This is a genomic window from Christiangramia crocea (assembly GCF_022410465.1).
GTDB lineage: Bacteria > Bacteroidota > Bacteroidia > Flavobacteriales > Flavobacteriaceae > Christiangramia > Christiangramia crocea.
The window spans coordinates 1-19008 of record NZ_JAJSON010000024.1 but is presented as its reverse complement, the minus strand read 5'-3'; the positions used below and the strand labels follow the sequence as shown (position 1 = coordinate 19008).

General features: G+C 38.9%; 12 protein-coding genes. 4 read left to right on the top strand and 8 right to left on the bottom strand.

Annotated elements, in window-relative coordinates; genetic code table 11:
• Positions 1-158: 158 nt before the first annotated feature.
• The 4 genes from rpsO to tamL form a co-directional block, all read right to left on the bottom strand.
• Positions 159-428 carry a 30S ribosomal protein S15 gene (gene rpsO / locus LU635_RS11085; protein ID WP_240099172.1) on the bottom strand — a complete coding sequence of 90 codons (270 nt, stop codon included), beginning with the start codon at positions 426-428 and terminating at the stop codon, positions 159-161.
• A 96-nt stretch (positions 429-524) separates the two neighbouring features.
• Positions 525-1382: an acetyl-CoA carboxylase, carboxyltransferase subunit beta gene (gene accD / locus LU635_RS11080; RefSeq protein WP_240099170.1), complete on the bottom strand. Its 858-nt coding sequence runs from the start codon at positions 1380-1382 to the stop codon at positions 525-527.
• An 83-nt stretch (positions 1383-1465) separates the two neighbouring features.
• Positions 1466-2533 carry a class II fructose-bisphosphate aldolase gene (gene fbaA / locus LU635_RS11075; protein ID WP_240099168.1) on the bottom strand — a complete coding sequence of 356 codons (1068 nt, stop codon included), beginning with the start codon at positions 2531-2533 and terminating at the stop codon, positions 1466-1468.
• A 44-nt stretch (positions 2534-2577) separates the two neighbouring features.
• On the bottom strand, positions 2578-5148 hold the full coding sequence (tamL, locus tag LU635_RS11070; RefSeq protein WP_240099165.1) for a translocation and assembly module lipoprotein TamL: 2571 nt from the start codon (positions 5146-5148) through the stop codon (positions 2578-2580).
• Between the two features lie 37 nt (positions 5149-5185).
• Between tamL and LU635_RS11065 the strand changes: the two genes are divergently transcribed.
• Complete coding sequence (locus tag LU635_RS11065; RefSeq protein WP_240099164.1) at positions 5186-5926, top strand: TrmH family RNA methyltransferase; 741 nt, start codon at positions 5186-5188, stop codon at positions 5924-5926.
• Here LU635_RS11065 and porT read toward each other — a convergent pair.
• Together porT and ubiE are read right to left on the bottom strand one after the other, a co-directional pair.
• Positions 5913-6620, bottom strand: coding sequence for a type IX secretion/gliding motility protein PorT/SprT (porT, locus tag LU635_RS11060; RefSeq protein ID WP_240099163.1), 708 nt, complete (start codon positions 6618-6620; stop codon positions 5913-5915). The two genes, LU635_RS11065 and porT, sit on opposite strands and share 14 nt — an antisense overlap.
• 4 nt (positions 6621-6624) lie before the next feature.
• Complete coding sequence (gene ubiE, locus LU635_RS11055) at positions 6625-7353, bottom strand: bifunctional demethylmenaquinone methyltransferase/2-methoxy-6-polyprenyl-1,4-benzoquinol methylase UbiE (protein ID WP_240099161.1); 729 nt, start codon at positions 7351-7353, stop codon at positions 6625-6627.
• Positions 7354-7485: 132 nt separating this feature from the next.
• Between ubiE and trkA the strand changes: the two genes are divergently transcribed.
• The gene (gene trkA, locus LU635_RS11050; RefSeq protein WP_240099159.1) at positions 7486-8835 is read left to right on the top strand and encodes a Trk system potassium transporter TrkA; all 1350 of its coding nucleotides are present in this window, start codon (positions 7486-7488) and stop codon (positions 8833-8835) included.
• The gene (locus LU635_RS11045; protein WP_240099157.1) at positions 8835-10331 is read left to right on the top strand and encodes a TrkH family potassium uptake protein; all 1497 of its coding nucleotides are present in this window, start codon (positions 8835-8837) and stop codon (positions 10329-10331) included. Before trkA ends, LU635_RS11045 begins: the two co-directional genes overlap by 1 nt.
• A 54-nt stretch (positions 10332-10385) precedes the next feature.
• Here the strand turns inward: LU635_RS11045 and LU635_RS11040 are convergent, their stop codons facing one another.
• Positions 10386-11576, bottom strand: a complete 1191-nt coding sequence (locus LU635_RS11040; RefSeq protein WP_240099387.1) for a pyridoxal phosphate-dependent aminotransferase — start codon at positions 11574-11576, stop codon at positions 10386-10388.
• A gap of 162 nt (positions 11577-11738) precedes the next feature.
• Here LU635_RS11040 and rsmG point away from each other — a divergent pair, with 162 nt between their 5' ends.
• The gene (gene rsmG, locus LU635_RS11035; protein WP_240099155.1) at positions 11739-12368 is read left to right on the top strand and encodes a 16S rRNA (guanine(527)-N(7))-methyltransferase RsmG; all 630 of its coding nucleotides are present in this window, start codon (positions 11739-11741) and stop codon (positions 12366-12368) included.
• 1 nt (position 12369) lies between these two features.
• On the opposite strand, the gene LU635_RS11030 is transcribed toward rsmG, so the two are convergent.
• On the bottom strand, positions 12370-18996 hold the full coding sequence (locus LU635_RS11030; RefSeq protein ID WP_240099153.1) for a LamG-like jellyroll fold domain-containing protein: 6627 nt from the start codon (positions 18994-18996) through the stop codon (positions 12370-12372).
• Positions 18997-19008 lie beyond the last annotated feature (12 nt).

The following is a 19008-nucleotide window of genomic DNA, read 5'->3' as shown; positions in this document are numbered from 1 at the left end:
CCGGGTTGTGTGTTGTGTGTAGTTGTTTGTAGGACCAATGAAAAACTATCCGTCTTGACGGATGACAATTTTATTCTGCAATGCAGAAAATAATGGAAAAATCACCTTAAAAGGTAAACTAAATATATAAAAAAAGGGGGCATATAGCCCCCTGAAAATTATTTTCTTAATCCAAGTTCTTTTACAATGGCACGGTACCTCATGATATCCTTTTTCATCAGATAGTCTAAAAGACTTCTTCTTTTTCCAACCAGTCTAACAAGTGAACGCTCAGAGTTAAAGTCTTTACGATTCTTTTTAAGATGCTCAGATAAGTGCGCAATTCTGTAAGTGAACAATGCGATCTGCCCTTCAGCTGACCCGGTATCGTTCTTACCTTTGCCGTGCTTTGCGAAGATCTCTTCTTTCTTTTCTTTTGCTAAATACATTCCAATATTATTTAAATGATTTTTATGTATTGACAGTTTTTCTGTCAGGCGGCAAAGATACTACTAATTTGAATAATACCTACTCTCACCGTAAATTTATTTTCTTACCGGTTGATTTTGAATAAGATCTAGATACAGGTTTACCTTATTCTTAAGTTCAGAGCGTTTAACGATAAAGTCAAGGAAGCCCTTTTCTTTTAAGAATTCAGCGGTTTGGAAATCTTTTGGAAGATCTTTTCCTGTGGTGTCTTTTACTACTCGAGGTCCTGCAAAACCAATAAGAGCACCCGGTTCAGAGATATTTATATCTCCCAGCATCGCAAAAGAGGCCGTAGTTCCTCCTGTGGTGGGATCGGTACATAAAGAAATATAAGGGATCCTGGCGTCTGCAAGTTGGGCCAGTTTGACCGAGGTTTTGGCAAGTTGCATAAGTGATAATGCCGCTTCCTGCATTCTCGCTCCACCTGATTTGGAGATAATCATTAAGGGAAGATCATTTTTTAGCGCATAATCTGCAGCCCGGGCTATTTTTTCTCCAACAACAGAACCCATACTTCCTCCAATGAATTTAAAATCCATACAGGCAATAACCAGTTCTTTTCCTTTTGATTTTCCAACTGCCGTTCTTACCGCATCTTTCAATCCGGTTTTTTCCTGTGCGGCCTTAAGACGATCGATATATTTTTTAGTGTCTTCAAAATCCAAAGGGTCCTTGGCAGTCATTCCTTTATCTAACTCCTGGAATTTATTGTCGTCAAAAAGGATTTTGAAATATTCATTGCTCCCTATTCTAACATGATACCCATCCTCCGGACTTACATAGAAATTGCTTTCCAATTGCTCGGCATCAACAATTTTACCTGTTGGAGATTTATACCATAAACCTTTAGGGACGTCTTTTTTCTGTTCTGTAGGGGTTTGAATTCCTTTTTGTGTTCTTTTAAACCAGGCCATTTGCTTTCAATTTTTATCTCCCAATCGTCATCTAATAAAAAAAACAGTCTTTCTCTTAAGAGAAAGACTGTTTTATATTATTATTAAAGTGTGTTTACATTATTCAGATCTTCAAAAGCCTTTTTCAGACGGGCTTTAAAAGTTAATTCTCCTTCACGTAGCCATTTACGTGGATCATAATATTTTTTATTTGGCACATCCTCACCTTCAGGGTTTCCTATTTGAGCAGCGAGATAATCTTTTTTACCTATAATATAATCGCGAATACCTTCAAGATATGCATACTGAAGATCGGTGTCGATATTCATTTTGATAACCCCGTAGCTAATCCCCTCGCGAATCTCTTCAACTGTAGAGCCACTTCCACCGTGGAAAACAAAATCGATATGATTTTCCTCCACATTATATTTTTTAGTGATGTATTTCTGTGAATCCCTGAGGATAGTAGGAGTAAGTTTTACATTTCCAGGTTTATATACGCCATGTACATTTCCGAAAGCTGCAGCTATGGTAAACTGGTCGCTTACTTTGCTGAGTTCTTCATAAGCGTAAGCTACTTCTTCTGGCTGAGTGTATAATTTTGATGAGTCGACATCTGTATTGTCTACACCGTCTTCTTCACCACCGGTAATTCCTAGTTCAATTTCCAGCGTCATTCCCATTTTTGACATTCTCTGAAGATATTTTTTACAGATATCCATGTTCTCTTCAATGGATTCTTCAGAAAGGTCAATCATGTGCGAGCTGTAAAGAGGTTTTCCGTATTGCTCGAAATGTTTTTCGCTTGCATCCAGTAATCCGTCGATCCATGGAAGTAATTTTTTCGCGCAATGGTCGGTATGCATAATTACGGGCACCCCGTAAGCTTTTGCCATTTCATGAACATGTTTGGCGCCTGCAACACCTCCGGCAATTGCAGCCTTTTCTCCATCATTTGAAAGTCCTTTTCCAGCATTAAACTGTGCACCTCCGTTAGAAAACTGAATTATCACAGGGGCATTGAGTTCTGCCGCAGTCTCCAGAACGGCATTGATGCTGCTTGAACCAATTACATTTATGGCTGGGAGCGCAAACCCCTTCTTTTTTGCATAATTGAATATTTCCTGAACTTCTTTTCCTGTGGCAACGCCTGGTTTAATGTTATGACTCATAATTTTTTTTGATTAGGCTTACAAAAATAATAAAATAAACTGGCTTAGAAAGGATAATTGATACCTACATTATAAACCGCATGGTTAAAGTTGTAGTCCTTAAACCAACGGTGGCCCAAAGGCTTTGCCGGGTCGTAAGTTTTGAAGCCGATATCGAACCTTAGAACAAAAAAGTTAAAGTCATATCTAAGTCCAAATCCCGAGCCTACAGCAATATCTTTAAGATCTGAAAATGATTCAAAGGTAGAGGCTTCATCCTCTACAATGTCGGCAACATTCCAGATGTTACCAACATCAATAAAAAATGCACTGTTAAGAGAACCTACCAGATTATACCTGTACTCCAGATTAAAGGCCAGTTTCATATTAGCTTCATTGAACTCATTTCTTCCGCCGCTACTTCCCGGACCAAGATCGTAAGCCTGCCAGGCCCTGTTATCGTTAGGTCCGCCGGCAAAGAAACTTCTGGCAAAGGGGATACTGTTTGCGTTTCCGTAAGGAATGGCTACGCCGCCAAAAGCTCTGGCTGCTAAAATATTATCACTGCCAAGATCCCAGTGTTTAATAAAATCAATTTCGGTTTTGGCATACTGTGAAAAAGCTACTCCCAGAACCTCATAATTTCCATTTTCGTTTTTATCCATTCCTGCTACACCGGTAATGGCAGATAAAAAATTACCTGCAGTCTCTATTTTAAAACGAAACCTGGAAAATTCCTGGTCATAAAGATTCTGTTTGGTATTCCAGAGATAGGTGTAATTACTTGCAAAAATCAGGTTATTCTCAGTAAGCCTGTTCTTTCTTTCTCTAATGTTAATGATATTCTGCCTCTGATCTTCAGTAAGCCCTGAAGTGGTGCCATCATTATCATTTACCCCGTCAATAAAACCATCCGCTCCTTCCGGAATAATAAGTTCTCCTTCTTCATCCAGAAAATCCTGTTCTGTATTAACATTCCCGGTCTGTATTATTTCATTAAGTTCTTCATATGAATTTCGGTAAACATTGAAATAATTGGCAACATTCAAATTTTTGACATATTGAATATTTAAGAGGTCCAGCCTGTTGGAGAGCTGTTTAGAGGGTGTCCAGCGGTAGTTGATTATTCCGGAGAAATTCTGTTTATCCAGTCCTATATTGTTCTGTGTGCTCACCCCAAGGCTAAGGGTGCTGAACGGGGACATGTATTTTGGGATAAGCCTTTCAGTGTTAAAGGGAAGGAATATCCGGGGAAAGGTGAGCTTCATGTCGGCCCCAATTTCAGAAATATCAAAGAACCGGTTGTCATCACTATTCCCCGCGGCATCGGTAGAAGAACCAACACTGCCACGGCCTGAAATTTCGAAATTCTCTGCGCCTCTGAAAATGTTTCTGATAAGTAATGAACCCCCGAAAGCTATTCCGAATTCCTGAATATTACTCTGGGAGATATCAAAATCAAAGCCGAGCGAATACTTTGGCAGAGGTGTTAAAAAGACATTGGTTACAAGATCTGTTGCTGTACTGTCAGCTGGATCCGGGGTGAACTGGATATTTGGGTATTTGAAAATTCTAAGAGAGTTAAGTCTATTATAGGTGCGGGTTCTATTTAAATCGCTGTAGATCTCACCAGGTTTTATAAATACTGCATCGGTTATTGCTTCTGGCCGGTAACGCATTTTATCAAACCCGTAGAGAGTGTAACCTTCATGTCTGGCACTATCCGTTAGTGGGCGATTCCTGTTTGCATAAGTGTAATCGGTAAAGATGTTAACTTTACTGATCTCATGTATCTTGAAGGGAACCCTGGAAATACTGTCACCAATATTATTCCTGCGATTTTTTATAATCAGGGTAGTATTTACCTTATGATCGGTATTTACTGTATCAGCATCAAAGCTTATATATTCCTGATCAAAATTATAGACTCCATTATTTCTGAAAAGCTGAGAAAGCCGGTCCCTTTCATCGTTGAAGTCCAGCGTATTGTATTGAACGCCAGGTTTTATCTCTGAGTTGTTTTTATGTAACTGATAAAGAGAATCCAGGGGTTGGGAAGATATTGAAGTTTTAATGGAATCAACCATATATGGGTCATGTGGGGTGATATAGTATTCTACCCGAGCCCTTTTTTCTTTTTCTTCCAGCGGAATTATCTGATAATCTGTTTCTACATTAAACCAACCATTGTTCCAGTACCAGGATTTTAAGCGGTTCTCAGATTTTTTTGTTTCCTCTTCATTTACAATCACCGGGGCTTCACCGGTTCGCCTGATCCATTGATTGAATTCCTTTCTTGAATTTAAGAAGCGCTCAAATTGTTTTTTTGATAAAATATTTATTAAGCGATTTTTTTTCCGGTCGTTTTCGAGATATTTCACAGTGAGAATACTGTCAATATTAGGTCTAGCAAGATTATAAAAATGAAGTCTGAAGGGAATTCCTAAAAAGCTAGTGTTGGGTTCCTGGTATAACTGGCTATATACTCTGGAATCTTTAACTTCCTGAGCATTGCTATAGATCTCATTTTCTACAAGCAGATTTTCGTTCGGCTCCAGTCTTTTTACGGCGTTGCAGCTTAATATTAAAACGAGTGTTAAAAAAAATAATAATATTTTTGCGAAAAGCCGTTTCAAACAGTAGCGATTAGTGGCTCAAAAATACATTTTTTGGATGGTTAGCAAAAACCAGATTAAGTTAATAAAAAGCCTTTCTCAAAAAAAGTTCAGAAATAAGCATGAACTATTTGTGGTGGAAGGATTAAAAGGCATCAAAGAATTTTTAAATTCAGACTTTGATCTTGTTTCATTGTTTACCAATGAAATTGATTTTGATGTTTCAGAGAAGCTGGTCAGTAAAATTGATGAAAGAGAGTTGAAAAAATTAAGCTTTCTTAAAACTCCACAGCAGGCTTTGGCTGTTTTTCGAATTCCGAAAATAAATGAAATTGAAGTAAAAGGTCTTATGGTGATTTTGGATGGTGTAAGAGATCCCGGCAACCTGGGTACAATAATCCGACTTTGTGACTGGTTTGGGGGCGAAACACTGATTTGCTCTGAAGATACGGTAGATTGTTACAACCCTAAGGTTGTTCAGGCCAGTATGGGATCACTTACGCGAGTTAAGGTTAATTATACGCAATTGCCAGACTTTCTTAAAGAGAACAGAGAAATTCCCCTATATGGAGCTATGCTGGATGGTGATAATATATATGAATGCAATCTTCCCGATTCGGCCTTCATTGTTATGGGAAATGAGGCTAAGGGGGTTTCTGAAGAGATAGAAAAACTTCTTACTCATCGTATCAATATTCCTCAATTCGGAAAAAATAAGGATACGGAAAGCCTGAACGTGGCAACAGCAACTGCTATAATTTTGAGTGAATTCAGAAGGCGTCTTCCTACTGGAAGGTAAAGTTTATAAAGATGGCCCGGGAAGACATCTTGTCTACATTTCCTGTATAAAGGCTGTTGGGATCGGCATCTCTAATTAATTCGTCATTAATGGCGAAAACACCTCTGATAGAAGGGGATAATTTGAAATAATATAGATAAAGGTCTATACCGAATCCAACTTCATAATAATAGGAGTTAGTTGTCATTCTAAACTGGCCGGCACTGTTATCATCTGGATTATTTTCGTTACTACTTAAGTTTATTGAAGTGGAAACTCCCCCTACAACAAAGGGTTTAAAGTTGTTCAAACGGTTAGCACTGAATTTTAGAAGAAGAGGAATGTGGACATATGTAGAACTTATCTCTCTGTATGTGCCGGCATCTGCTTTTATCGCCTGAAATCCTCTGGTGTTAAAATTTACTCCGGGCTCAAGACGAAGGTCTAAATTATGACTGAGTTTTAGATTTCCGAGTAATCCAACGTTAAAACCTATTCTTGTTTCCACTCTGAAATCCTGTCCAGTAACTGTACTGGGATTATAATCTATATAATCAAAATTGAAATCGTAACTATTAAAGCCCAGGAAATAACCCCAGGACCATCGCTGCTGATCGAAGTTTTGCTGATTCAAAACCCTTTCACCCGAAAAAATCTGGGCGTGGGCGGCATTAAAGCTTAATGCCAGAAGAGCAATCGTTAATATCTTCTTCATAGTATTACTTTGAAGCAATATAAATGGTTGAAACGCCAAATGTTTGCGGCATATCTTTAACATCTATAAACCCGATTTTTTCCAAAATATTGTTGAATGCATTGCCATATGGAAAATTTGCAGCGCTTTCACTTAAATAGGAATAGGCAACTTTATCTTTCGAAAATATTTTGCCAATAACGGGTAATATGAAATTTGAATATAAACGGTAACCCTGTTTGTAGGGAAATTTGGTGGGTACCGAGGTTTCCAATACTACGAAAATACCTCCAGGTTTCAAAACCCTATATATTTCTTCAAGTCCTTTATCAAGATTTTCAAAATTTCTAACGCCGAAAGCAACTGTAATGGCGTCGAAGGAATTATCTTCAAAGGGTAAATTTTCAGAATCTCCCTGGATCATTTCGATTCTGGAATCCAGATTCTTGTCTGAGATCTTCCTTCGGCCAACCTTTAACATGCCTTCAGAAAGGTCCAAACCAACAATCCGGGTCGCGTTTGTTTGCGCCATTTGAATGGCAAGATCCCCTGTGCCAGTAGCAATATCTAAAATGCTCTGTGGCTTGGTTGCTGAAACTGTTGTAACAACCTTTTTTCTCCATTTTACATCGGTTCCAAGAGAGATAACCCGGTTCAGACCGTCGTAATTGTCCGAAATGTTATCAAACATCTGCTCTACCTGCTTTTTTTTGGAAAGTTTGGAATCCTTATAAGGCGTAACCTTTTTACCCATAAAAATACTTTGGGCCAAAGATAACTTATATGCTTAAATTACCTTGCTGATCATTAAAATTTTATCCGAACAATCTAATTTCTCGTTTCTTTAAAATACCTTAACTTTGCTCTTTCAATTTGAAGCTGATATATGAAAATAATTATCGCCGGTGCAGGTGAAGTAGGATTTCATTTAGCTAAATTACTTTCCTTTGAATCACAGGATATCACCTTAATTGATCCAAATCGGGATAATCTGGCATATGCTGATACTCATTTGGACATTAAAACGGTGAAGGGTGATGCAAGTTCCATTAAAATTCTTAAGGAAGCCCAGGTAAAGTATACCGATATGGTAATAAGCGTCACTTCCAGCGAAGCTACTAATATTACGGTATGTGTACTGGCCAAGCAGTTAGGTGCAAAAAGAACGATTGCAAGGATCTCAAATACCGAATTCCTGGAAAACCAGGGCGAATTAGGATTTACACGTTTTGGGATAGATGAACTTATTTCTCCGGAGGCTTTGGCTTCACGGGAGATTGAGTTGCTATTGAATCAATCGGCTTTTAATGATAGTTATGAGTTTGAAGATGGAGCACTAACGATGATTGGGGTAAGTCTTTCCAGAACAGCCACTTTTGTAGGTAAAACTGTTAAAGAGGCAGCTAAAATATTCCCTGAATTAAATTTTGTCCCTATTGCTATTCAAAGATTTGGAACCCAGTATACCTTGATACCCAGAGGGGATACTCAATTCAAGGATGGAGACCAGGTGTATTTTATTACCCTGAAGAATGGGGTAGAGGAACTTTATAAGCTAACAGGAAAGATAAGACAGGATATTAAGAATGTTATGGTTCTTGGCGGAAGTAAAATCGGAAGAAAAACTGCCCAGGACCTTTGTAGAAATAATTTTAATGTTAAGCTGGTTGAGAAGGACAGGGAAAAGGCTTATGAGCTTGCTGATGAGTTGCCGGATACTCTGATTATTAATGGAGATGGACGAAATGTGGAGTTACTGGAAGAAGAAAACATCCATGATATGGATGCTTTTATCGCGGTGACGGGTAATTCTGAAACCAATATTATGTCCTGTCTTGTAGCCAAATCAAAGAGCGTTAAAAAGACTATTTCCCTCGTGGAGAACATGGATTATTTTCAGTTAAGCCACTCTATAGGAATTGATACTCTTATAAATAAGAAATTACTTGCAGCAAACAATATTTTCAGATACGTCAGGAAAGGAGAGGTTGTTGCCATGACGAAACTGAACAATATGAATGCCGAGCTTCTTGAATTTATTGTTAAGCCTGAATCACAGGTAAGCGATAAAAGAATTAAGGATCTTGACTTTCCAAGATCCGCTATAATCGGAGGGATAATCAGAAATGGCAAGGGGATGATCGCTTTGGGGGACTTCCTTATTAAACCCGGTGATAGAATTGTAGTTTGTTGCCTGCCACGATCTATCAATAAAGTAGAAAAACTTTTCTTATAATGCCCAGGCTGAATTATCAAATAATTCTTCATGTAATGGGCTTATTGCTGCTTTGTAATGGCGGCTTTATGCTACTTGCCACTCTTGTAAGCTGGTTTTACCAGGATGGAGTTACCCTTGAAATTTCCACGGCTGCCTTGATTACCTTATTTGTAGGAACGCTCCTCATGTTTACCACCAAAGGGCACAGTAAGGAGGTTAAGGTCAGGGAAGGCTATATCATCGTGACTTTTGGCTGGATATTCATGGCACTCAGCGGGGCATTACCTTACGTAATAAGTGAATCTATTCCCCGCTTTACAAATGCTTTCTTCGAAACAATGTCTGGGTATACCACCACAGGTGCTTCTATTTTAAATGATATTGAAGCGATCCCTAAGGGTATTTTATTTTGGAGAAGCCTTACGCACTGGATTGGAGGAATGGGAATCATCGTTCTTGCCATAGCTATTTTACCTCTTTTAGGAATTGGAGGTATGCAGCTGTTTAGTGCAGAATCGCCAGGCCCGAGTGCCGATAAGCTGAAACCAAGAATCAGGGATACCGCTAAGAGATTATGGCTCATCTATGTTTCTTATACACTTGCTGAAACTATTTTGCTTTGGGTTTCGGGAATGACGTTTTTTGATGCAATAAATCACGCATTCAGTACACTCTCAACAGGTGGTTTTTCTACTAAGAATGCCAGTATAGCCTACTGGAATGATAATCCTACAATTCAGTATATTATTATTGTTTTTATGCTGCTTGCCGGAAGTAACTTTGTATTAAGCTATTTTGCTTTTAAAGGAAAGATTAGTAAAGTACTTCATGATGATGAATTCAAATGGTATTTCTTTTTTATTGTTGGTTTTACCCTGATAGCATCGCTAATTGTTTATTTTGAGGCAGATGTAAGTATTTCCTCTATAGATCACCCAATGATATTAGGTGAAGGCGAAAGCGCTTTCAGACATTCATTGTTTCAGGTCCTTGCAGTGATTACAACCACAGGTTTTGTAACTGCCGATTATACCATGTGGACCCCATTCCTTACTATACTATTTTTTGGTTTGTTCTTTCTGGGAGGCTCGGCTGGTTCCACGGCAGGTGGTGTAAAAGTGATGCGTCATCTTATCATGATCAAGAATGGTTTGATCGAATTTAAACGGACTTTACACCCAAATGCTATTCTTCCAGTTCGTTTTAACGGGAAGTCAATAAGTAAAGAGATTGTTTTTAATATCCTGGGATTCTTTATACTGTATATGTTGGCTTTCATTATTGGAGCGGTGGTTCTTGCAGCTTTAGGATTGGATTTTGAAACGGCCATTGGTGGTGCGGCTTCCTCTTTAGGAAACATTGGTCCTGCTTTTGGTGGTCTGAGCCCTGTTAACAATTTTGACATGTTGCCAGACTTTGGAAAATGGTGGTGTAGTTTTCTTATGCTAATAGGAAGGCTGGAACTGTTTACAGTATTGATTATACTTACTCCGTTTTTCTGGAGAAACAGATAAAATAAAAAACCGGCGCTAACGCCGGTTTTTTAATAGGTATATATTCTTTATAAATTATTCCTTAACAGCATTTTTGATCCTGTTCAATGCTTCTTCAATTTGCTGTTCACTGGCAGCGTAAGAAATTCTGATACATTCCGGATTACCGAAAGCATCTCCTGTTACAGTCGCTACATTGGCTTCTTCTAAAAGGAACAGGCTGAAATCAGTAGCATTTAAAATTTCATGCCCTTTTATAGTCTTTCCAAAATAGGAAGATATATTCGGAAAAACATAAAAGGCCCCTTCTGGTTCCGGGGTTACAAATCCGTCTATTTTATTTAAAAGATCAACGATCAGTTTTCTTCGATTCTTAAAGGTGTCAATCATATGACTGATCTTGCTTACCGGTGCTTCCAGTGCAGTTATCACAGCACGCTGGGCAATACAATTGGCACCGCTGGTGATCTGTCCCTGCATTTTATTACATGCTCTGGCGATATAAGTTGGAGCACCAATATATCCTATTCTCCAGCCGGTCATAGCAAATGCTTTTGAGACTCCATTAACAGTTACCGTACGGTCATACATATCTTCGAATTCAGCCATAGAAGCATGCCCGCCAACAAAATTTATATGCTCGTATATTTCATCACTTACCACGATGATATCCGGATATTTCTTCAGAACATCGGCCAGCGCTCTTAACTCTTCTCTGCTATAAACCATTCCGCTGGGATTACATGGAGAGCTGTACCAGATCATTCTTGTTTTGGGAGTGATTGATGCCTCTAATTGCTCCGGAGTTATTTTGAAGTTGGTTTCAACCGTTGTTGGTATCTCCACAGGAACACCCTCAGCCAGTTTTACAATTTCAGCATAACTTACCCAGTAGGGGCAGGGCAGCAATACTTCATCACCGGGATTGAGAATTACCATAGCGACGTTCGCTAGTGACTGCTTGGCTCCTGTAGAAACTACAATCTGAGACCTGTCATAGGTAAGATTATTGTCTCTTTTAAATTTATTAATGATGGCATCTTTTAATTCCACATAACCGTCTACCGGTGTATAGGAGTTATAATTATCATTGATGGCCTGAATGGCTGCTTCTTTTATAAAGTCGGGAGTATTGAAGTCAGGTTCTCCAAGGCTCAGGCCTATAATGTCCTTGCCTTCTTCTTTAAGTTCGCGCGCCTTCGCCGCCATAGCCAGCGTTTGGGAAGTTGCCATTGATTTAATGCGATTCGATAATTGTTCCTGCATAATTTTTAATAATTTAAATATTCCTTTTGCAACTGTTTTTTGCGCGTGATCTACCAAATGTAAAATCAGCTTCAAAGTTAAAATTTTATAAATTTCAATGCTCTTTTTTGAAAAAAAATAACGATAAAAAATACCTACTTTTGGACAAAAATTTTGAGCAATTTGGAACTAATAAAGAAATATTTTCCGGAATTAACAGAACAGCAGCTTTTCAGGTTTAAAAAGCTGGAAGAATTGTATAAGGACTGGAACCTTAAAATTAATGTTGTATCCCGAAAGGATATTGAGGAACTTTATTTAAGACATGTGCTTCATTCATTGGGAATTGCAAAAGTGCAGCAATTCAAACCAGGATCAAAAATTTTGGATGTTGGCACCGGTGGTGGCTTTCCTGGAATACCACTGGCAATAATGTTCCCTGAATGTGAATTTCATTTAGTGGATTCCATCGGAAAGAAAATAAAGGTTGTTAATGAGGTGGCTGATGGCCTTGGTCTGGAAAATGTAAGGTCTTTTAATAAAAGGGTTGAAGACCTTGATGGGCAGTATGATTTTATCGTAAGCAGGGCGGTGGCTGTGATGCCAACATTTGTAAGATGGGTAAAGGGAAAAATAGCAAAGTCTAGTAAACATGAAAGAAAGAATGGCATTCTATATCTGAAAGGAGGAGATCTAACCGAAGAACTCAAAGATTACCGCAATGCTGAAATCTTTGAGCTATCCGATTATTTTGAGGAAGATTTCTTCGATACTAAAAAAGTAGTATATTTTCCTTTAAAATATAAGCCTTAATTTATTCCTTAATAAGAACTTTTCTTGATTGCTGGCCTTTTCTGGTAAATACTTTTACAATATAGATCGCAGAGCTTAAAGGCCTTTCTACCTGTAAGCGGATGCTTTTTTGAGTCTGAATATCTTCAAAACTTTTAATAACCTGGCCGCTCATACTGAAAAGCTCCACATTATCAATTTGTAAAAGGTCTGGATTGGTAAGAACAATTTCTTTTGTATCCCGAAGGTAATCGACAAAAATCTGGATCGGTGAGGTGTCTGAAGTAGTATCAGACTTATCCTCTTTCTCTTCAAATGATGGCTTCTGGAAGACTATTTCATATTTTTCATTGATATATCCTGTAGTAGCATTAGCTCTGAAGATGTCTTTTGAAAGGTTATGATAGGTGTCTTCCTCCTTGTCGTGAACAAAAATATCTATGTTGGAAAAGTTTTCAAGTTCTTTAATATCAATAGAAAATTCGCCTTCTTCACTAATTTTCATTCCTATTGGTAAAACCTGATTATAATTGAAATTAGGTACTGCCTGGATTACGAATTCAGATTCGTTGATCATCCAGTACATATCTTCAGCATTATTTTCAATAAGAGGTGCATCATACCCAAGATCAAAACCGTTGGTGGTATTGGCATCGGCAGTTACCAAAATCTCTCTGTGATAACCTTTTGGAGAGGCAAAATGTAGCCTTATCTTATACCTGTTATCTTCAGTATATTTGGCCTGTTTTTGCTGTCCTTTAGTTGGATTGATTTGCATTAAGAACTGGGATTCGTTGGTGCTCTCCTTCACAAATACCCGTTGACTGTTTTTGAAAATTACATCACCTCCGGTAACCGAATGATTTCCAACACTTTCGTCTAATACCGCATTTACAAAAAATCCTTGAGCAACCGGTATATAGCGTCCGGGAGAAGTAGAACTGGTTTCTCCTGTAGCATCAATTCTTTCATCTGTAGAAACGGCCGGGATACCTCCGGCTAGATTGAAAACACCGTAACCGCCAACATACTCCTCAAGATAATGAGAATTTTGTGGTCCAAAATGATCCCAAAAGTAAACAGCTCCGTTAAAAATGTTGCTGGAATTCCTGCCTCCATTAACATCTTTAAGGTTATCCCTGATAAATTCCTCAGCATCTATAGCAGAAGGGTAGGGGTTACCTACCAACCTGTTTTCTCCCGAAGCGATAGATAATAATATATCTCCATTATTAGGCTTTCCACGAAAAACATAGTTTTGTGGACTGTCTATTGAAGCGCTGCCAGAGGTTCCTTTCATGGTATAACCTTCTCCTGCCTGGAGCGGATCATTTTCACTTATTTGGTGCCACTCTTTATACTCATCTGCCATTCCTCTAAAGGACCATAACCAGTAAGTACTAATACGTTTAGCTCCAGTATAATTGTAATCGGCGAATTCATACCAGTAATTATATGATAGGTTTCCAGGATTGTCTGGGTTAGTTCCGTCTTTAAGAATAGAAGCAATACTGTAACCAGAATTATTAGAAGATCCTTGAAGACTTACCGGAGAAGTCCAGTAATTATAATTAAAACTATTGGCTGTTCCCTGCTGATCTCGATCCAGGTATCCGCTACTGTTCTCATCAAGAATACTTCCTTCGGTTTGGACCAGTTGGGACTCCCCCTCCAGGTTGATTGTTCCATCTAATCTGAGGTAATGAGTTATAGTTAAACCCTGCCCGGTTTCATTTGAAACATTGCCATCCATTAATAATTCTCCAGTTTCTGAAAGAAGTCCGAGCATATAAATGTCCTGTGGAGTAGAATTAATGTTATGGGAGATTCTGGCAATATTCCAGTTGATATACTCACCATTTATTCCAACTCCGTTCGGGACATCCCATACTGTAGGTCTGAGCCAGGTAGACGAGTTTCTCCAGGAACCATCCTGTTTGGAGATATATGGTAATGGCGCTGTATTCTCCTGTGCGGTTTCAATATTCTTCAAAACCCCATTTACCTTATTGGTGGCAATATCAGGTGTTTCTCCATTAGCAATCTCATTTGCCATTAATCTATAATATCCCTGCAAGTTAGACCAGGTAAGGAAATTAGGGACGTCCATTGGAAGCACTTCGCCTTTGGTATTTCCGCCATTATTCACCACTCTCTGATTCATCATAAATCTCAACTGGTTTACTGTAAGAGCGGTATTCCATATTCTCAATTCTTCCATCCAGCCGTGGAAGTAGTCTTTAGGTACATCGGGAGTGGCGGAATCATAAATTCCTCCCAGTAAAAATGGAGCTACAGTTGAGGCCGGGTTTGATGCTGAAGTATTTCCAACCTTTATTCCGTCTACATAAAGCTCTATATTTGAATTCTTATAGATCACTGCTAAATGGTACCATCTGTCGGTTGATACCTTACTGGCGGTAGAAACAGAATTGCTGCCCCATCTAAAAGTAGGTGCGCCGTTATTGATAATAAGGTCAAAACCGCCATTGCTGATATTGGAGTAATCCCTTTTCGAAAGAACGGTTTTTATTCCTGAAACAGACTTGGGCTTAACCCAAACCTCAATGGAAAAAGAACCTGAAGATAAAGGATAATTATCTCCGATTATGACATGATCATCCACACCATCAAAATCCAATGTACTACAGTCTGAAGAAAAAGTAACTGTCATGTCACTTGTTGTTGCACAGGTTCCGTCCGGATGGGAAATAGTCCATCTTAATGTATGTATGCCGCTGGTTCCGGTAAATTCGGAATTAGGATCAGAGATGTCAGTAATAGTCCCTCCTGGACCGGATACAATGGTCCATTCCCCAACTCCGGTAACCGGTGTATTAGCTTCTAGATTTGTGGAATTGAAGCCACAACCAAAAGTTTGATTCTCCCCGGTTTCAGCTATTGTAAGTTCTTCAGGTTGAGTAATGGTAACACTGGTAATAGTCTGACAACCGTTAGCGTCAATTACTGTTACTGTATATTCACCGGCACTCAGACCGGTAGCAGTAGAAGTTGTTTGTTCAGAAGCATCATTCCATAAATACTTATATGGTTCTCCAGTTTCGAAAGGAGTTCCACCTGATGCACTAACTGAAGCTTCGCCTAGGTCTCCATAACAAACAGGGTTAATTACAGATGTTTCTAAAGTAAGAGGACTGGATGGCTGAGTAATTGTTACTGACGGAACTTCATAAATCTCACCATTATAATCTTTCACCCAAACGGTATAATCTCCGGCATTTAAATTATTAAAAACATTGCTGGATTGATAACCTGTGTTTTGACTAGTAATACTATACTGATAAGGACTCATCCCACCGGATGCCGTTACATTAATTGTTCCAACATTATCACCGTGGCATAGTAGTTCATTAGGGACAGCTTTTGCAAAAAGAGGGGATTCCACATATTCCTGATTGCTGGAAGAATAACATTTTGGCTTTGGTTGGCCCTGGCCGCAATTAAATTGTTGGGCATTATTTGAAAAGGTTAGATAAACATTTTGTAAAGTGACAATATCACCACAATTATATTCAATTGGAATTGTCCTTGCCGGTTCTGGAATAGCCTGCCTTTCATAAAAACAACCATTTTCAATATAAGTGGTTATCTCTCCAGTCTCTAAATTAGTTATGGTGTAGGTTAACTCAGCGTATAGAGAGTATCTTGTAGACTGGTTACCCAGCAAAATATAAATATATTTTTGGTCTGAAGCATCACAATTAGAGGAGGTGATTCTATTGCCATTAGCATCTCCTACGTAATAATTGGTTGCAATAAAATCATTGGATACACAATTTGGACGATAGCATTGTCCTACAAATTGAGTATAAGAAAATGTTTGACTAAAGTTTTCAGAATCGGTCACTGTTAGAGTAATGACCTTATTGCCGACTTCTGAATAATTCACTTCGTGAGATCCGGGGCCTGTTGCACTAGTGGGCAAAGAAGTGTCTCCAAAATCCCAGGAATAGGTATAGGGTCCTACTCCTCCTATGGCAGTTAAATTTTCTACTTCAAAATATGATGTCCTAATAGCATCTTCTTCGTCACTTGTACATATGGAAGTAGGGATAATCGTTGCATTTATAATTTCATTTATAATAAATTCAGTAATAAATTTACATCCTTTACTATCTGTAACAGTTAACTCATAAGCTCCAGCAGGTAAATTGGTTGCAGTTTTTGTAACTTGAAGTACAGTACTGCTTTCAGCGTTTCTCCATTCGTAAGTATATCCGGGAGTTCCTCCTGTTGCATTCGCAGTAGCAGTTCCCGTTGAAGAACCATAGCTGGTGGTCCGGGTTTTGCTTACCGTAGCTGTTAGTGGAGCGGCTGGCTGGGTGATTTCCACAGCACTGTTCAATACAACTTCACAATCGGTATAGTCAGCATCTCTTATATAAACTGTATAAGTACCACTGCTTAAGTTTTGAAGTGTACTTCCTGATTGCCATGAGGTTCCGTCCACACTAAATTCGTAGTTCCCGTGACCTCCGGTAATTTGAGATAGAGTTATAGCTCCATCTGATCCATCAAAACAGCTAACATTTGTTTTGGCTATAGATGCACTTAATTCCCCGGGTTGGCTAACTGAAATAGTTTTTTGTAAAGAACAGTTTTTATCATCCTTAACGAAAATCGTATAATTTCCAGCGGTAAGACCTGTAAAGGTAGTGGATGTTGTAAAGTTTGTATTATCCAGTGAATACTGATAATTACCATTTCCTCCGGACATTGTACCTACGGTGATAGTTCCGTCAGCCCCTCCATAGCATGTGGCTTCCGTACTGCTTGGTTCGGTCATGCTCAGTGGTTCTGGTTCTGTGACCTCTATGACCTGTATTAATTCACAGTTCTTGGCATCCCTTATTTTGAGATTATAAGTTCCCGCGCTAAGGTTGCTAAAGGTTTTTGAAGAGCTAAAAGTTCCGTTATCTAAAGCATATGAATAATTACCATTTCCTCCGGAAGGAGTTCCTGCTGTTATCGTTCCGTCATTGCCTCCATTACAGCTAACCGTTGTAAATGTAGCAGAAGTAGAGGTTAGGGGATCCGGTTCTATAACATTAATAGTTTCGGTAGCTTCACATCCTTTATTATCCTTTACGGTAATGGTGTGGTTACCAGCGGATAAACCGGTGAATATTTTAGAAGTGGAAAATACCCCTTCATCAATACTGTATTGAAATCCGGAATTACCTCCAGAAACTGTACCAGCCGTTATTGTTCCGTCAGAACCGCCATTACATGAGACCGGAGTTGTGGTTGAACCTGAAAGATTTAACGTATCCGGTTCAGTAACTGTAATAGTTTCGGTAGCTTCACAACCTTTGCTGTCTTTTACTGTGATGGTATGATCGCCCGCGGCGAGTCCGGTAAATGTGTTGACCGACGAAAATGTTCCTCCGTCAATACTGTACTGAAATCCGGAATTACCTCCTGAAACGGTGCCGGCAGTTGCAGTACCATCTGTGCCTCCATTACATGAGACTGGCGTTGTAGTTGAGCCGGATAGAGTTAGAACCTCAGGTTCAGTTACTGTGATAGTTTCGGTAGCTTCACATCCTTTGCTGTCTTTTACTGTAATAATATGCTCTCCAGCAGATAAACCTGTAAATGAATTTATGGTTGAGAAAGCACCTCCATCAATATTGTATTGATATCCGGAATTACCTCCTGATACGGTTCCGGCGGTTGCAGTTCCATCTGCTTCACCATTACATGAAACAGGAGATGTAGTAGATCCTGATAGAGTTAGAATTAAAGGTTCTGTTACCGTTATGTTAGTAGTAATTTCACAGGAATTAGCATCTTTAACGGTGACGATATAATCTCCAGCAGAGATATCATCAAAGATATTGGTATTCTGATAAATTCTTCCTGTTATTTTATACTGGTATGGTGATGTGCCACCCACAACCTCTTCTACAGTTAATTGGCCTGTATTGGAACCAAAGCAATTTGGTTCCAAAAAAGTTAGATTTGTAATCTGTAATTGGTCAGGTTCTGTAACAGTCACATTTTCTGTCGCGGTACACCCCCCAGCATCCTGAACAGTTACCGTATAAGATCCGTTGGAAAATCCTGAAAAATTAGTTCCTGACTGGTAACTTCTACCATTTACTTTATATATGTATGGAGGTGTTCCACCTGTAGCGGTTCCCGCTATTATTTCTCCGTCTGAAACTCCGTTACAGCTCGGCTCTACGATAGAGGAGCCAGTAAGGTTTAAGGCCTCAGGTTCAATAATATTTATAGTTTTGGTTGCAATACAGCCATTGGAGTCCTTTACATAAATAGTGTGTTCTCCTGCACCGAGTCCGGTGAAGTTTTTTCCATTCTGGTATAATCCATTATTCAGTTTGTACTGGTATCCAGAAGTTCCGCCAGTAACATCTATAGAAATAATAGATCCGTCTTTACTTCCTTTACAGGTAGGTTTTGAATAATCGGTATTGTTAATTATTAATTCATCAGGTTGAATAATACTTAAAGACTCTGATGCTTCACAACCTTTGTTATCACGAACAGTAATCGTATAATTTCCTGGCGCAAGGCCACCAAAAGTTTTTGACGTTTGCCATGAAATTCCGTCGATACTATATTCAAATCCTGAGTTTCCCCCTGTAACGGTTCCGGCAGTCAAAGTACCATTACT

Excerpts from the sequence above, each read along its gene's own strand:
- LU635_RS11040 (WP_240099387.1), bottom strand. The coding sequence starts at position 11,576 with ATGCAGGAACAATTATCGAATCGCATTAAATCAATGGCAACTTCCCAA.
- porT (WP_240099163.1), bottom strand. The coding sequence starts at position 6,620 with ATGAAGAAGATATTAACGATTGCTCTTCTGGCATTAAGCTTTAATGCC.
- fbaA (WP_240099168.1), bottom strand. The coding sequence starts at position 2,533 with ATGAGTCATAACATTAAACCAGGCGTTGCCACAGGAAAAGAAGTTCAG.
- LU635_RS11065 (WP_240099164.1), top strand. The coding sequence starts at position 5,186 with ATGGTTAGCAAAAACCAGATTAAGTTAATAAAAAGCCTTTCTCAAAAA.
- LU635_RS11045 (WP_240099157.1), top strand. The coding sequence starts at position 8,835 with ATGCCCAGGCTGAATTATCAAATAATTCTTCATGTAATGGGCTTATTG.
- accD (WP_240099170.1), bottom strand. The coding sequence starts at position 1,382 with ATGGCCTGGTTTAAAAGAACACAAAAAGGAATTCAAACCCCTACAGAA.
- trkA (WP_240099159.1), top strand. The coding sequence starts at position 7,486 with ATGAAAATAATTATCGCCGGTGCAGGTGAAGTAGGATTTCATTTAGCT.
- ubiE (WP_240099161.1), bottom strand. The coding sequence starts at position 7,353 with ATGGGTAAAAAGGTTACGCCTTATAAGGATTCCAAACTTTCCAAAAAA.
- rpsO (WP_240099172.1), bottom strand. The coding sequence starts at position 428 with ATGTATTTAGCAAAAGAAAAGAAAGAAGAGATCTTCGCAAAGCACGGC.